We start from the raw sequence: 14,149 nt of genomic DNA on the forward strand, positions 1-14,149 counted from the left end.
TCCGGAGAGAAATCGATTTACCAACGCCCCCGAAGCCGGCGGAAACCCCGCACCGGCCCGCCACCCGAACGAGCTTGCAAACCCTAGCGCCGCGCCCGTTCCGGCACCAGTCGTAGCTCGCCATTCTCTCGATCGGGATCGCGTTTTCCCTGGTCAGAGCGGATCCAAAGTAGATCACAAAATGATCCGACCTATTCCAGCCAGGTCACCGAATCCGGCTGGAGCGGAACCCGGTCGCGGGCGTCCGGCCGCTCGTCCGGGCCGCGGCCGATGACGTCGATCCCGGCCGGGGTGAGCAGGGAACGCTCGAAGGTGAGCACGATGAGATCGCGGTCATCGCTCAGATGCGTAACCCGCCACCGGCTGGACAGGACGCCCAGGACGCCGCGGCCGCGCCAGGTGAAGACGCCGGTGCGGGCGTCGAACCGGTCGACGCCGGTGATCCGCCGGCCGGCTCCCGACCGGGTGCGGTAGCTGACCACGTCGCCCAGGGTGAGCGGCGAGCCGGCCCGCAGCTCGTAGGCGAAGGTGGGCCGCAGGCGCCGCCCGGACAGCCACATGGGAAAAGTGGTGGCCAGCACCCGCCACTGCCCGGGAAGAGCCTCCCGCAGCGTGTGCTCGTCAGGCATCGGGCGTGTACTTCGCCCGCACCGGGATCCGGGTCGGCCCGCTCAGGATCACGAAGTCGGCGGTCAGGTGGACGGTGACGTCCGGTCCGGCCGGCTCGAACCCGATCGGCAGGTCGTACGTCCACTCCGGCCCGGCCTCGACCTCACCCGGGCCGGTGACCTCACCGGCCCAGTCGCCGGCCGGCTCGTAGTAGCCCCGCCACGCGGTCGCTGTCACCGCGACGGTGCCGAGGTCGACGCGAACCGGGTCGGTGCCGCGGTGTTCCAGCCGGGCGCCGCCGCCGGGCGTACGGCTGACGCCCACGGCGGCCCGGGGGAAGTCGGTCAGCCGATCGAGCAGCCGGCGCGACGCGGCGGCCAGCCGCGGCCAGTCGCCGGGGCCGTCGGTGAGGCCGGCGATCCGCACCGGGCCGGTCGCGGTCAGCTCCAGCACCTCCTCGGCCGCCTCCGGCCGGGGCCGGGCCGGCGGCGGTGCCGCCCCGGCCGCCCCGATCAGCGCCTGGATCTCGGCCAGCTCGGCGGCCGGCAACCGGCCGGCGAACCAGCCCACGCCGCCGTCGCTCACACTGCGCCAGCCGGTCAGCGCGCCGTCCTCGGCGACCTCGACGCTCTCCGCCACGGCCGGTGACTGACTGCCGTCCGCGATCACCAATCGCAGGATCATCGACGCTTCGCCTCCCAGGTGCCGCCCAGTGCCCGGCCGAGGATAGCCACGAACTCCCCCAGATGGCGCGGCTGCGCGCCGTGGTCGTGCGGATCGGACACCCGGCCCGGGTCGCCCATGATGGAACCACTCGAATAGCTGAACGTCTGGATCGTCTCGTAGCTGTTGTTGTCGCTCGGCAGCGCGGCGTTCAGGTCGAAGAGCAGGTCACCGGTCAGCGGCACCGCGGGCTGGGCCGGCACCGGGGGCGGCCCGGCGACCGCGGCCACCGCCGGCACGGTCACCGTGGCCAGTTTCGCGTACTCCTGCACCACCCGCTGGGCGAACGCGCCGCCCTTCACCCCGGCGCCGACGCTCGCGGCGTGGGCGTTCGCCGAGTTGCGGGCCACCATGGCGTTCTGCAGGTTGGTGGCGATCACGTTCGGTGCCACGGCCGGGCCGGCCGCGTCGCCGACCGGCGGCTCGTGACCGGTGACCCGCACGTAGTCGCCGGGGTGCAGCTGATATTCGTCCTGCAGGCCGATCAGGTGGCCGAACTCGTGCGGGACGGTCTTGGCGGCGTTCGGGTCGGCCACGAACCACTCGCCCGCATTGGCCCGGCCGGTGCCCGGTTTCACCTGCACCGTGTTGGCGTCACCACCGCCACCGCTGCTCATCTTGAAGTCGATCGGCAGCGACCGGCCGGACGCGGCGTCGACACCCTGGTACTGGTTCCACATCGCCTCGACGTGCCCGAACCAGGCGCCCGGCGCGGCCAGCCCGACGAAGTTGACCTTCGCGGTGACCAGCATCCGGGTCTTCTGGATCTCCCACGAGTAGTGCGACGCGCCCGCCCCGACCATGCTGTACGTCGCGCCGCCGACCACCTCGGTCCACTGCCGCTCGACCGCACCGGTCATCGACGCGGGGGCCGCCACGTCCAGCGCGTCCCAGGTCGCCTTGTCGGCGGTGCCGGTCGCGGGCAACGGCGGAACCCGCCCGCTCTGGAACGCCTGCAACGCCGTACGGGTAAGCGGCCCGAACGACCCGTCGTCCTTGAGTTTCGGGGAGGCGCCGGCGGTGTTGAGTTTCTGCTGGAGCTCGTGCACGGCGGGGCCCTGGATCAGCCCGCCGACGCCGGTCACCGGGTGCAGCGAGGTGCCGGCGACCTGGGCGCCCAGCGAGTCGGCCGTGCCGCTCGGGGTGTTCTGCTCGACCGGGGTGGCACTGGCGCCCTCGGACGCGACGAAACCGCCCTTGACCCCCGCGTCCAGAGCCGTCCACAGGGCGGCGTCGACCGTGCCGTTCGGGAACCGGTGCAGCGCAGCGATCTCGTACGCGATGACCGCGACCATCATGGCCGCGTCGAACACGGCGTTGATGACCAGCCGGGGGTTGGCCCCGACGGCGTTGAGCTTCTGCTGGGCGAACCCGACGTCGGGCCCGGTGGCGCCGAGCGCGAGCTGCACCCGGACCGGGGCCGGCAGGGCGGCGAACGCCGCGTCGATCGCGGCCTTGGTGACCGGGTCGGCGACGCCGGTCACCGGCACGATCCCCGCGCTGGTCTGGAAATTGCGGACGGCCGCCTCGGTCAGCGGGCCGTACCGCCCGTCCTCGGTCAGCGGCAGCGCCGACGCCTGCAACCGGCTGAGCTTGACCTGCAGCTCCTGGACCGGGCCGCCGTGCGCGCCCGCCCCGACACCGCCCGGCGTCGGCGGCGCTCCCCCGCCCGGGGCCGGCGGCTGGGCGACGAACCGGGCGAACTGGGAGTTGCCGGCGAGCCGGCTCAGCTCGGCCAGGCCGGCCGGACCGGCCGGAGCGCCCTGGAGCATCCGGGCCGTGGCGGCGTTGCCCGCCCCCGGCAGCATGACCGGGCCGGTCGGGCCGGAGTCGGGCCGGCGGACACCGACCGGCTCGGGCGGCTCGAACTCGGGAGTGCGCTGATTTGCGGACGCCACGGCACACTCCCCCGTCCATTCCGGCGATACAGCGAGAATCGACCGCCGCCCCACCGGGTGCCAAGGACTTTCGGGCGGCCTTTCGAGCAGTCCTCGGCTCAGCCGACGTCGAAGATGATGTCCAGGCCGACGTCCCGGCGGGTGAGGCCGGGCACGGACGGCACGTTGAGGGCGGCCTCGAACGGCGTGCCGACGACCCGGTCGCGGAGCACCACCACACTTCGGATCCCGTGCTGGCGCAACATGTCCAGGCTGGCCGGGCCGGGGAAGGTCTGCATCACGTCCCGGATCGCCTGGCGCTGCGGCGGGTTGTAGCTGGCCACCCCGTTCACCATGGTCGGGAAGCCGGCCGTCGACCAGAGCAGGACGTTGCTGTCGATGCCGTCGTCGGACGGCAGCACGATCATCGGCGCGGCGGCCTGCGCCATCGCGGCCGGCTGGGCCGGCAGCCGCACGTGGGCCAGATCCGGAATGCCCTCGGCCAGCACCAGGAGCAGCAGCGGGACGGTCACCGCCCGGGCGGCGGTCACCCGCCACTCCGGCAGGGTGGCGCGGTGGGCCGTGCGGGCGAGCTCGGTGACGAAACCGGCCGCCAGGATCGCCATCAGCACGGTCGGCCAGAGGATCAGCCGGCCCGGGGTACGGCTGCCGTCGAAGCCCGGAACGTACAGGTAGATCAGCCGGTAGAGCGGGCCGTTGGTGCCGAGCGCGCACAGCACCCCGACCAGCGTGCCGCCCAGCAGCAGGAGCCGTTGCCGCACCGACCACACGGACACGAAGAGGCCGGCGAAGGCGAGCAGGTACAGCACGTACCCGCAGAGCATCACCTTCTCGTTGGCGGCGTTGCCCAGCGCGGTCCGGGCCTGTTCGTGCAGCTCACCCAGCGGCAGCGAGAACGCCGGGGCGACGAGCAGGCTCCGCGGCGTCGGGGAGAACGCCGCCACGTAGTCCCAGGACCGGGACACGTCCGGGTAGGTGGTGCGGACCTGCTGGTACGCGTACGCGAAATAGCCGGTGACCGCGGTGAAGATCAGGCCGCCGGCCAGGTCGCCGAGGACCAGCCGGCGAGTCAGCGGTGGACGGCCGCGCACCAGCCAGCCGACCGCCGCGCACAGGAACACCAGAGCCAGCACGTAGACGAAGCCGAGCCCGATGCCGAAGCCCAGGCTGACCTGCCAGGCCGCGACCAGCCAGCCGGCCACCGCCCAGCCCGGCCGCACCCGCTCCCGGCGGTAGCCGTGGGTCAGCGACCAGCCGTGGCCGCGGGCCAGCATCGCGAAGGCGAGGGTGATGCCGCCGGTGGACAGGATGTTCAGGTGGCCGACGTGGCCGTACCGCCAGGGCGCGTAGGCGAGGGCGGCGCCGGCCACCGCGGCCGCCACCCGGCCGGCACCGAGCTGGCGCAGCAGTGCCCACCCGCCGAGGAAGGCGAGCGCGAATGCCAGTACGAACAGGATGTTGTACCGCAGGACCGCGGCCGTCACTCCGTTGCCGATCAGCCCGGCCGGGACGTACCCGAAAAGGCTGTCGTTGAGCGCCAGGCCGTACTTCTCCGGGTAGAAGGCGTTGGTGGCCCACAGGCCGCGCAGTCCGTGCAGCAGGGCGTGCCCGTCCCAGGCGACCAGCCAGGCCTGCGCGGTGGTGTCACCGCCGTCGCCGACGATGGTGTGCGCCGGATCGGCCAGGGTGGCCGGCTTGACGCCACCGACGATCAGGTCCTTCGCGTACGGCGGGATCAGCCAGACCATGGCGATCGCGAGAAGTACGGACCCGGCGGTGGCGACCGCGAACTCGAGCCGGTGCGTCCGGACGGGCGCTTTCGGCTCGGCCGCGGACGGCTCGGTCACCGTGGCGGTGGTGACATCGGACAACACGCGTACCCCCGCACGCCGGACCGGCAAACGCGAGTGACGCTAACATAACGCTCTGCAAGTCGATAGGTGTGCGTCGATGCAAACTAGCGCTGCTGCCGGGCGATCGCCGCGGCGCCGACCGGCGTGAAGAGGTTTACCAGCGTCCCGTCCGGGTCGCGGAACAGCAGCGACCGGTTGCCCCAGGGCATCGTCGTCGGTTCCTGCACGACCTCGTCGATCGTGTCGCGCAGGCGGGCGAACTCGGCGTCGACGTCATCGACCCGGAACTCGACGATGAGCGTCCGGTTGGCCGCGGCCTCGGCCGACCCTTCGCCGAACAGCTTGACCGTGGCGGTGCCGCCGATCGCGAGCGTGGCGCCGGGCCCGGGCAGGACGATCTCCGCGAAGTCGGGCGTGTGCCGGCGGGCGGGCGTGCCGGTGACCCGCTCGTAGAAGTCGGTGAGGTGGCCGACCTGGTCGGTGATGATGCGCACGGAGGCGAGGTTCACGACGTTCTCCTTCGGTGGTGTTGGCTCCCCCACGCTAGGCGCGATACCGGACAGGATCGGCCCGGTATCGAGGAGAATGATCGACGTGACCCGGCCCACCGCGCGCGTGCTCGCCCTCCTCGAACTCCTGCAGGGCGGCGGCACCCACACCGCCGCCGGCCTGGCCGAGCGCCTCGGCGTGGACGAGCGGACCGTCCGCCGCTACGTCGATCACCTGGCCGACCTCGAGGTGCCGGTCGAGGCGGTGCGTGGCCGCTACGGCGGCTACCGGCTGGCCCCCGGATTCCGGATGCCGCCGCTGATGCTGACCGACGAGGAGGCACTCGCCGTCCTGCTCGGCCTGGTCGCCGGCCAGCGCACCGGCTCGATCGCGATGTCGGCCGAGGCCACCGGCAGCGCGGCCGCGAAGGTGCGCCGGGTGCTCCCGAAAGCGCTCGCCGCCCGGCTCGACGCGCTGTTCGCCAGCACCGCCTTCACCGCACCCGAGCGCGAGATGCCGGCTCCCGAGGCCGCGGTCATGCTGCGGCTCGCCGAGGCGACCCGGCAGCGCCGGCCCGCGGCGATCAGCTACCGCGACCGCACCGGCCGGCCGAGCCGGCGAACCCTTCATCCGTACGGGCTGGTCGCCCACTCCGGCCGCTGGTATGTGACCGGCCCCGACTCCGCCTCGGGCGAGACCCGCACGTTCCGGCTCGACCGGATCGAGCAGGTCCAGCTCGTGGCCGGCACCTTCACCGTGCCCGCCGGCTTCGAGCCCGCCGACACGGTCCTGACCAGCCTGGCCGGCACGCCCTGGCGGTACGAGGTGGTCATCGCGATCCGCGGAAGGGCCGAAGAGGTGACCGCCCGGCTGCCGCGCGGTATCGCCACCGTCGAGCCGGACCACGACGGCTGGGTGCTGGCGCGGCTGCGGGCCGAACGCCTCGACTGGCTCCCCGCCGTCCTGGCCGGCGTGGGCATGCCGTTCGTGGTGCGAGAGCCCACGGAACTACGCGAGCTCATCCGCGCGTGGGCCTCCCGCCTGACCGGCTGCGCGACAGCGACATCACCGGCGCAGGCACTCGACGCGTGGAAAACAGAGTGACCACCGTGCTAGAAGAGCCGCCCCCGGTACGGATGAGTGCGACCCCACTTCTCCTCCCACCGCAGCAGGTCGGCCTGCCATTCCGGAAGGTCGGGGCGGTACTCCCGGACAGCCGGCCCTTCCGGCTGGGAAACCAGGAAACGCCAGTAGTCCTCGATCGCCACCCGGGCGACGTCGGCCGGCAACTCCCCCTCGGCGCCGGGCACCCACAAGTTGGTGATCAGCAGTGCCGACGGCGTGAACGACACCGCGTAGTTCTCGCTGCTCCACTCCTCGAACGGAGGCTCGCCCCGGGCCACCTCGTCGGCCATCGCCAGGGCGTCCAGGGTGACCAGGAAGAACGTTCCGAGGTCGGTGGTCAGCCACTCGCCCAGAAGGTCGTATCGCTGGTCCTCGACCTGGTAGACGGGCCGGCGGAACGTGGGATCGATCCGCACACTGACAACACTCACCGCAGGCCTCCCGATGCGCTAGGGAACGGGCCAGCCGTGCGTGAAGCCGCCGGACTGGTTGTAGAAACCTTCGATCGTGACGCCATGGTAGGTACCGATCCACTTGTTGCCGGACACCTGCGTCGAGTTCTTGAAGGCGCCGGACACCGCGTTGTCCACCTGCGCCGGCGTCCAGTCGTCGGGGAAGAACGTGCTGACGCCGCCGTTGCCGGCCTTCGGCTTCCAGGCGCCGGCCGGTGGGTTCAGGGTCGGGTCGAAGAACTCGGGTTCCGCTTTGTACACGCCATTCGGGTAGGTGACCTTCGAGCCGGGCAGGATCCGGCGGTCGGGGAAGTCCTCACCACCGGGCCGGTAGTGGTAGCCGGAGCCCTTGGGCCGGCCCGGCCGCACGTGACCACTCCTGCACGAGGTTGCCGACGATCGTCCGGGTCAGCTGCTGGAAGATCGGAATCTCGAGCAGGCTCGCGCCGAACGTGGGCGCCGCCGTCGCGACCGCCTGCGCGATCTCCACCGCCAGGATCGCGAGCTGGGCGATGACCGCTACCTTGAGGGCGAGCACGATGCCGCCGCAGATCATCAGGCCGGTACCGGTCAGCGTGGCCGCGTTCGCGCCGTCCAGGAGCGCCTTGGCCGGACTGTCCTCTCGGGCCCACCAGGCCTGGAACGCCGCGACGGCCGCACCCTCGTGCTCGGTCCACACCTCCGCGGCGGTCGACGTCGCGTCCGACACGATCGCCTCCAGCCGGCCGGCGAACGACATCCATGCCTGCCCCATCTCGACCAGCGCGGTCTCGTCGGCCTCCGGCCAGTTGTAACCGAGGATGCCGAGCAGCGATCGGAACTCGCCCGGGATCTCCAGGCCCACGCGTCAGTGCCCCAGCTCGGTCAGCAGCCCACGGAACCGGCGGCTGACGTTCTCGTCCACCTCCGTGTGCTGCGCGCTGATGTCCACCACGTCGGCACCGGCCGAGGCCATCTCGTCCAGGGCGTCCTGGTAGGACTCGAACGCCCACGACGACACCTCGTCATGGGCGGCGCCGATCAGCGACCCGATATCGTCGCTCCCCCAGGGCGCGCCGAAACCGGCCAGCTCGGACCGGAACGACGCCAGCTCCGAGGAGAGCCGGGCGGCGACGCTCTGCAGGGCCGACCCGGACGCCGAGAGCCGCTCGGGATCGATCATGAAGCCGGTCATCGGTCACCGGCCCGGCGGGTGAGCTGCTCCTACGCTTCGACCAGCGACGCGGTCAGCTTCGTGAACTGGCGCTCGGCGTCGAACTGGATGTCCTTGAGCTGGTCGGTGAGCGCGCCGAGGTCAGTCGGACCGGCGGCGGCGACGGCGCGGGTCTGCAGGTCGGCGAGCGCGGTGTTGACCGCCGACTCGATCTCTCGCGCCAGCTCTTCCACGCTCAGCCCCAGCAGGGAGGGTTCCAGCTCGAGGTTCTCGATCCGCCCGGGCAGAGCCGCCCGGACCCGGATCCGGCCATCGGCGGCCTCGCCCGTGCCGATGGGCGGTTCCTGCTCGTCCTGGTCGCCGGAGGGCGTCTGGGCCCGGCCGTGCGCGGCTACCACGTCGGCCAGCGTGCCGGCCAGGCCGGACGGATCGAACGGGCCGGTCATCTTCAACCTCCTCGCGCGGGCAGCTTCGCCCGAACCGCGTAAGGAGCGGCGGCGGTGGCCGGCGCGGGGTGCGCGCCGGCCACCGGGTGGCTCGCTGGGTTAACCGGGGAAGGGTGGCAGGTCCTGCTTGCAGCGGGTGCCGGTCGGCGGCAGGGCGCCGTCGATCAGGTAGCGGCTGTACCAACCGGTTATGCACGCGCTGTAGCGGGTCGTGTGGCCGTAGCCGTCGAGGGTCAGCAGCCGGGCGTTGCCCAGCTCCCGTGTCATGCGCTTGGCGAAGTCGTAGCGGGTGGCCGGGTCGTAGGTCGGGTTGACCACGAGCACGGTGTTCGCCGTGCGGCGGTTCCACGGGCCGGCGTAGCGCTCGGTGATTCGCGGCCAGTTCGCGCAGGCCACCTCGCCGAACGCCTCGGCGCGGCCGAACGTCGGGTTGGCCCGTTCGAAGCGGTCGGCGATGCCGGGGTAGCGCGCCGGGTTGCGGGGCAGCGGCGCGTCCGCGCAGTTCACCGCCAGGAACGAGTCGTTGCCGTTGTAGAGGTAGTCGTCGGCCGACCAGCCGGGGCCGGGCTTGGCCTTCGGGAACGGGCGGGCGGCCAGGGTGGACGGCGCCGTGCCGTCGCCGAGGATCGCGTCGTAAGCCAGTTGCAGGGTGGCCGCGGCGTCCGGCCAGCCCGCGATGTTGTAGAGGACGCCGGAGATGAAGTCGGTCAGGTCGTCGATGGTCACCGTGCCGCCGAGGTCGGGCACCTCGGCCGGGCCCTGGCGGAGCCGGTCGCGCAGGGCGTCGAACTTGGCCCGGGCGTTGCCGGCGAACGCGCAGTTCGGGCCGGCCTTGTCGCACTCGGACAGGAATCCGCTCAGCACGATCTCGAAGCCGCCGGCCCGCTCGAACTTGTTGTCGAGGCGGTGGTTGGTGCGCTGGTCGGGGTCGACGTTGCCGTCGATGATCACGGCCCGGACCTTACCGGGGAACAGGTTGGCGTAGGTGGCGCCGATCAGCGTGCCGTAGGAGTAGCCGATGTAGCTGAGCTTGCTGTCGCCGACCGCCTGGCGCAGCTGGTCGAGGTCTTTCGCGACGTTCAGCGTGCTCATGTGCTTGAGCAGCGGCCCGGCGTTACGGACGCAACCCTCGGTGTAGGCCAGGTTGGCGCGGATCGTGCTGCTGATCTCGGCCCGGCTCAGCGGAACCAGTTTCATCTGTGCGAAGAGCGCTTCGGCTTCCGCGTCGGTCGGGAAGCACTGGACCGGATCGCTGGCGCCGATGCCGCGTGGGTCGAAGCCGACGATGTCGAAGCGGGCGAGCACGTCGGGTGCGACGATCCGGCCGGCCGCCGCGGCGACGACCATGCCGCGTCCGGCACCGCCCGGGCCGCCGGGGTTCACGAAGATGGTGCCGATCTTGTGAGCGGGGTCGTCGGCGGGGCGGCGGGCGAGCGCGATCGTGGTGGTGGCGCCGCGCGGTTTGTCGTAGTCGAGCGGCACCTCGCGGGTGGCGCAGTCGAAGCCGGCCAGAGCCACCTCGGTGCAGGCGGCCCACTGCACGCGGGTGGTGGCGGTGGCGGTGGCGGGGCTCGGTGCGGCAGCCACCGCGGTGAGGGCGAGGGTGACACCGGCCAGTGTGGCCAGGAACCGTCTCATGTCACGTCCTTCCGGTTGCGGGTCGGAGGGTGCGGACCAGCCGTCATCGTTACACGTATCGAAGTTGATCGTGATCCCGTAAATAGATCATTTACATACGTAGATCATCGACATATGGTGGCGGCATGACTCAGCGGATGCGTGAACCCACGTACTTCCTTCTCACCGCGCTGCTGGACGAGCCGCTGCACGGTTACGCGATCATCGGCCGGGCCGCCGAGCTCTCCGGCGGCCGGGTCCGGCTGGCCACCGGCACGCTCTACGCGGCGCTCGACCGGCTCACCGCCGAGGGCTTCATCGAGGTCGTGCGGACCGAGATCGTCAACGGGCGGGCCCGGCGCTACTACGCGCTCACCCGCGACGGCGGCACGGCGCTGCGGGCCGAGGCCCAGATCATGGCCGGGGCGGCCCGGCTGGTCCTGCGCTTCGCGGGCGGTGTGGCATGACAGCGGAACTGGAACGGTCGTACACCCGGCTGCTGCGCCTCTATCCGGCCGGTTACCGGCGCGAGCGCGGCGACGAGATGCTCGACGTGCTGCTGGCGTCCGGCGCCACCCGGCTCTCGCTGCGGGAACGACGGGCCCTGATCCTCGGCGCGCTGCGCTGCCGGGCCGGTGCGACCGGCCGGCGTGACCTCGGCACCACCTGGCGGCAGTCGGCCGCCCTGGCCGCGTGCATGCTGATGGCCTTCGGCGCGGTGTCCACCGTGGCCCGCGAGATCGCCTGGCCGGCCGGCCCGGACTGGCGGGAGTGCGTGGCCGCCGCGCTGGGCCTGGCCGGCATCCTGGTCGCGTTCCGCGGGTGGCTCCCGGCCGCGATCGGCTGTGCCGTCGCGGCCTATCTCTTTCCGATGCTCAGCGACGGGCGGCTGACCTACTCCTGGTCGGTCGAATGGCTGCTGGCCGCGGTCCTGCTGATCCCGGCGGCGGTGCGCGGCGGACGCCCGCCGTGGCGCCAGGCCTATCTGCTCGTCCTGCCGCTCGCGTTGCTCGAGCCGTCGCTGGTGCCGTCGCCGTTGCAGACCGGCTGGATCGTTCTGCTGGCCGCGGTGCTCGCCTGGACCGTGCTGGACGAGCGGGCCGCGCTCGCGTTCGGCCTCATGCTGACGCTCGGCCTGGCCGATCAGGGCGTGGCCGCCCTGTCCGGTCTCGGGTTCGAGACCACCTACGTCGCGATGTGGGTGGGGTGGCCGGGCGCCATGCTCGTGGCCGGCTCGGTGGTCGCCCGCCGCCGGGCACGTATCTGACCGGCGGCGGGCGATCGTTCACGAGATGCGAATCTTCGCGGAGGTGCCGTTCTCCGAAAGGACCCGGATCTTCACGCCGACCGCGGGGAGTTTGACCCCCTGGTTCGGCAACTCGTCGTAGAAGTACTTCTGGGTGTCGTCGAACAGCGGCTGACCCGGCTGACCCCGTACATAAGAGGCCTGGCCGTTGATGTGCAGCGTCATCGAGTCGGCCTTACGCAGCCCGAACGGGGCGTCATAGACCTGGATGCGGGAGCTGAACGGCAGGCCGTCCATCCGGTAGAACGGGCGGGGATGCGAGTCGATGTAAAGGTTGCGGCCCACACCCGGATGCCAGTTCGTGTCATTGTCGACCTGGGACCGGTCCCAATAGGAAATCAACACCCCTTGCTGGTACGAGTAGTGCTCGACCCAGTCGGGCTTGGTGTTGAGGAAACCGAAATTGTACGGGCCGGTCTTCAGATACTTGTCGTAGGAGACGTACGTCCGGTGGCCGGCGATGTAGTAGTTGTCGTACTGGCCGGTCGAGCTGGTGCCCACCACCGTGAAGCCCTTCAGCGTCCACGGCGTGGCGCTCTCGGCGTCGTCGCTGAACAGCACCGTGGCGCCGTCGGTGACCTGGATGTTGTCGGAGAAGAAACCACCGGCCGCGAAACCGCCGTCGGTGCGGTAATAGAACTGCAGATAGACGTTCTTCCCCGCGTACGCATTGAGCGGCACGGAAACGTCCACCCACTGGTCCTCGGTGCTGCCACCGATCGCCGGCCGGGGCGGATTGGCCCCGTCCCGGATGAACGGCTGTCCGTTGACCGTGCCGTCGAGAGCCGTCCACTTCTGACCGTCGAGCGACGCCCGCACGTACAGATAGTCGAAGCCCTCCTCGATGTTGTAGCGCGCCTTCAGGGACAGGGTCGGCGCGGTCGTGCCGGCCAGGTCGAACTGGCGCGTCATCGAGTTGCGCAGGTCGTCGGCGTTACCGGAGAAATACTGCTTGGTGCCGGAGAACGGCGCACCGAACTGCGTGGTCACCGTTTTCTTCGGCAGCACCACGACGGCGGCCTGTGCCTTCTTGCTGTTGTACTCCTGTGGGCCGAGGGTGATGGTGCGTTTCTGTTTCGCCACCACCGTCTCGTAGTCGAGCCAGCCGAGCTGCAGCTTGTTCCACGCGCCGAGGTCGCCCGGCCGGGTGCCGAGCGGTTCACCGGCCGCGTTGAGGCGGCTCTGCGCCATCAGCGTCCAGTACTCGTTGTTCCCGGTGCCGCCGGCCAGCACGTTGTAGTCGTCGGGCAGGCCCAGGTCGTGGCCGTACTCGTGGACGAAGACGCTCAGGCCGCCGTTCTCCGGCTGGATCGTGTAGTCGCCGATCCACAGGCCGGTGTCGGCGATCTCGGTGCCGCCGAGCAGGTTGCCGGTCGGGCCGCGGTCGCCCTCGTCGTCGCCGTACGCGAACGCGCGGTGGCTCCAGATGGCGTCCTCACCCTGGTACGGGTCGCCGTCCGCCTCGTCGCCGCCGGCGTGCACGATCTGGAAGTGGTCGAGGTACCCGTCCGGCTCGTTGAAGTTGCCGTCACCGTCGAAGTCGTACCGGTCCCACTGGTCGAACGTCTTGAGCTCGGCGACCACCTCGGCCTTGGTGCGGCCGCGGGCCAGCTGGTCGGTGACCCACTGGTTGGCGGCGTCGCGCACCAGGTCGTACGTGGTGTTACAGACGTTGCTGCCGCAGACGTTCGGGTCGTCGCCGTTCTCGTCGGTCGGGTCGTCGCCGGACCGGCCGTACCGGGCCTCGTTGTAGTTGACCTTGACCCAGTCGGTGACGGTGCCGTCGACGCTGTAGCGCCCGGACGACTGCGTCTCGTAGTACGTCTTGACCGACTCGACGTTCTTGCCCTTGCCGAAGTACAGGTTCTGGAAGTGCTGCTGGTTGTAGTCGGACTGCCAGACGGTGGTGTTGTCGACCGCCCGATTCGGCGCCGGGATCTGGTTGTGCAGCGGTCCGTCGAACCGCTGCGGCCCGGCCGTGGTGGGGTCGGTGTCCCGGTCGGGGAAGCGCGGATCGCGCTCGTTACCGAACTCGGCGAGGATCACGAAGATCCGGTCGGTCTTTTCCCGGGCGAGCTCCACATATTGGTCGCGGTTGTCCCGGCCTCCGCCGCGGCTGCGCGACTTGCCGCCGAACGCGCCACCGCCGGCCGACTGGCCGACCTTGACGACCGTGCTGCCGTTGCGATTCTCCAATTTCGCACGGCCGGAGGCGACATCGCTGACGGCCTTTTCCCGCAGCGCCCTCCGCTTCTGTTCGAGCGGACCGACCAGCTCATCGCTGGCCGCATTCTTGTCCGAGGGGACCGCGGCCGGCGTTTCCGCCGATGGGGCGGCCACGGCGGCCGGACTGAGCGAAACACCCAATCCGGACGCCAGGCTCAAGCCCAGCAATCCCACTACGACTTTTCGCATCGATTTACCTCCGGAGCGGTGGTGCCACACCCGCCGGTGGTGCGGGCGCGACCCGGATGCACT

The 14,149-nt window shown here is 71.1% G+C and carries 15 protein-coding genes; 3 read left to right on the forward strand and 12 right to left on the reverse strand.

Annotation, left to right across the window (positions count from 1 at the left end; translation table 11 throughout):
- Nucleotides 1-191 precede the first annotated feature (191 nt).
- From Ato02nite_RS10825 to Ato02nite_RS10845, 5 genes are all read right to left on the reverse strand, one after another.
- Entirely contained in the window at nt 192-629 is a 438-nt protein-coding gene (locus tag Ato02nite_RS10825) for a hypothetical protein (protein WP_213006312.1), read from the reverse strand.
- Nucleotides 622-1,293 (reverse strand): hypothetical protein, encoded by a 672-nt coding sequence (locus tag Ato02nite_RS10830; RefSeq protein WP_213006313.1) that lies wholly within the window; start codon nt 1,291-1,293, stop codon nt 622-624. The genes Ato02nite_RS10825 and Ato02nite_RS10830 overlap by 8 nt, the downstream gene beginning before the upstream one ends.
- The gene (locus Ato02nite_RS10835; RefSeq protein WP_213006314.1) at nt 1,290-3,230 is read right to left on the reverse strand and encodes a peptidoglycan-binding domain-containing protein; all 1,941 of its coding nucleotides are present in this window, start codon (nt 3,228-3,230) and stop codon (nt 1,290-1,292) included. The genes Ato02nite_RS10830 and Ato02nite_RS10835 overlap by 4 nt, the downstream gene beginning before the upstream one ends.
- Before the next feature lie 98 nt (nt 3,231-3,328).
- Nucleotides 3,329-5,104 (reverse strand): hypothetical protein, encoded by a 1,776-nt coding sequence (locus tag Ato02nite_RS10840; protein ID WP_246606434.1) that lies wholly within the window; start codon nt 5,102-5,104, stop codon nt 3,329-3,331.
- 83 nt (nt 5,105-5,187) lie between these two features.
- Nucleotides 5,188-5,592, reverse strand: a complete 405-nt coding sequence (locus Ato02nite_RS10845) for a VOC family protein (RefSeq protein WP_213006315.1) — start codon at nt 5,590-5,592, stop codon at nt 5,188-5,190.
- Nucleotides 5,593-5,677: 85 nt separating this feature from the next.
- Between Ato02nite_RS10845 and Ato02nite_RS10850 the strand changes: the two genes are divergently transcribed.
- Complete coding sequence (locus Ato02nite_RS10850) at nt 5,678-6,676, forward strand: helix-turn-helix transcriptional regulator (protein ID WP_246606436.1); 999 nt, start codon at nt 5,678-5,680, stop codon at nt 6,674-6,676.
- A gap of 8 nt (nt 6,677-6,684) precedes the next feature.
- Here Ato02nite_RS10850 and Ato02nite_RS10855 read toward each other — a convergent pair whose 3' ends face one another.
- The 6 genes from Ato02nite_RS10855 to Ato02nite_RS10880 all read right to left on the reverse strand — a co-directional run bounded on the left by Ato02nite_RS10855 (nt 6,685) and on the right by Ato02nite_RS10880 (nt 10,386).
- On the reverse strand, nt 6,685-7,128 hold the full coding sequence (locus Ato02nite_RS10855; protein ID WP_213006317.1) for a hypothetical protein: 444 nt from the start codon (nt 7,126-7,128) through the stop codon (nt 6,685-6,687).
- A gap of 18 nt (nt 7,129-7,146) precedes the next feature.
- Nucleotides 7,147-7,518 carry an EndoU domain-containing protein gene (locus tag Ato02nite_RS10860; RefSeq protein WP_213006318.1) on the reverse strand — a complete coding sequence of 124 codons (372 nt, stop codon included), beginning with the start codon at nt 7,516-7,518 and terminating at the stop codon, nt 7,147-7,149.
- Complete coding sequence (locus Ato02nite_RS10865) at nt 7,466-7,993, reverse strand: WXG100-like domain-containing protein (protein ID WP_213006319.1); 528 nt, start codon at nt 7,991-7,993, stop codon at nt 7,466-7,468. Before Ato02nite_RS10865 ends, Ato02nite_RS10860 begins: the two co-directional genes overlap by 53 nt.
- 3 nt (nt 7,994-7,996) lie before the next feature.
- Complete coding sequence (locus Ato02nite_RS10870; RefSeq protein WP_213006320.1) at nt 7,997-8,323, reverse strand: WXG100 family type VII secretion target; 327 nt, start codon at nt 8,321-8,323, stop codon at nt 7,997-7,999.
- Nucleotides 8,324-8,352: 29 nt separating this feature from the next.
- Entirely contained in the window at nt 8,353-8,748 is a 396-nt protein-coding gene (locus tag Ato02nite_RS10875; protein ID WP_213006321.1) for a YbaB/EbfC family nucleoid-associated protein, read from the reverse strand.
- A gap of 99 nt (nt 8,749-8,847) precedes the next feature.
- Nucleotides 8,848-10,386, reverse strand: a complete 1,539-nt coding sequence (locus Ato02nite_RS10880) for an alpha/beta hydrolase (protein ID WP_213006322.1) — start codon at nt 10,384-10,386, stop codon at nt 8,848-8,850.
- A gap of 125 nt (nt 10,387-10,511) precedes the next feature.
- Here Ato02nite_RS10880 and Ato02nite_RS10885 point away from each other — a divergent pair, with 125 nt between their 5' ends.
- The gene (locus Ato02nite_RS10885) at nt 10,512-10,832 is read left to right on the forward strand and encodes a PadR family transcriptional regulator (RefSeq protein ID WP_246606438.1); all 321 of its coding nucleotides are present in this window, start codon (nt 10,512-10,514) and stop codon (nt 10,830-10,832) included.
- Nucleotides 10,829-11,632 carry a hypothetical protein gene (locus Ato02nite_RS10890; protein ID WP_213006323.1) on the forward strand — a complete coding sequence of 268 codons (804 nt, stop codon included), beginning with the start codon at nt 10,829-10,831 and terminating at the stop codon, nt 11,630-11,632. Before Ato02nite_RS10885 ends, Ato02nite_RS10890 begins: the two co-directional genes overlap by 4 nt.
- A gap of 18 nt (nt 11,633-11,650) precedes the next feature.
- On the opposite strand, the gene Ato02nite_RS10895 is transcribed toward Ato02nite_RS10890, so the two are convergent.
- Nucleotides 11,651-14,071, reverse strand: a complete 2,421-nt coding sequence (locus Ato02nite_RS10895) for an immune inhibitor A domain-containing protein (protein ID WP_213006355.1) — start codon at nt 14,069-14,071, stop codon at nt 11,651-11,653.
- Nucleotides 14,072-14,149 lie beyond the last annotated feature (78 nt).

Source organism: Paractinoplanes toevensis (genome assembly GCF_018332695.1).
Lineage (GTDB): Bacteria > Actinomycetota > Actinomycetes > Mycobacteriales > Micromonosporaceae > Actinoplanes > Actinoplanes toevensis.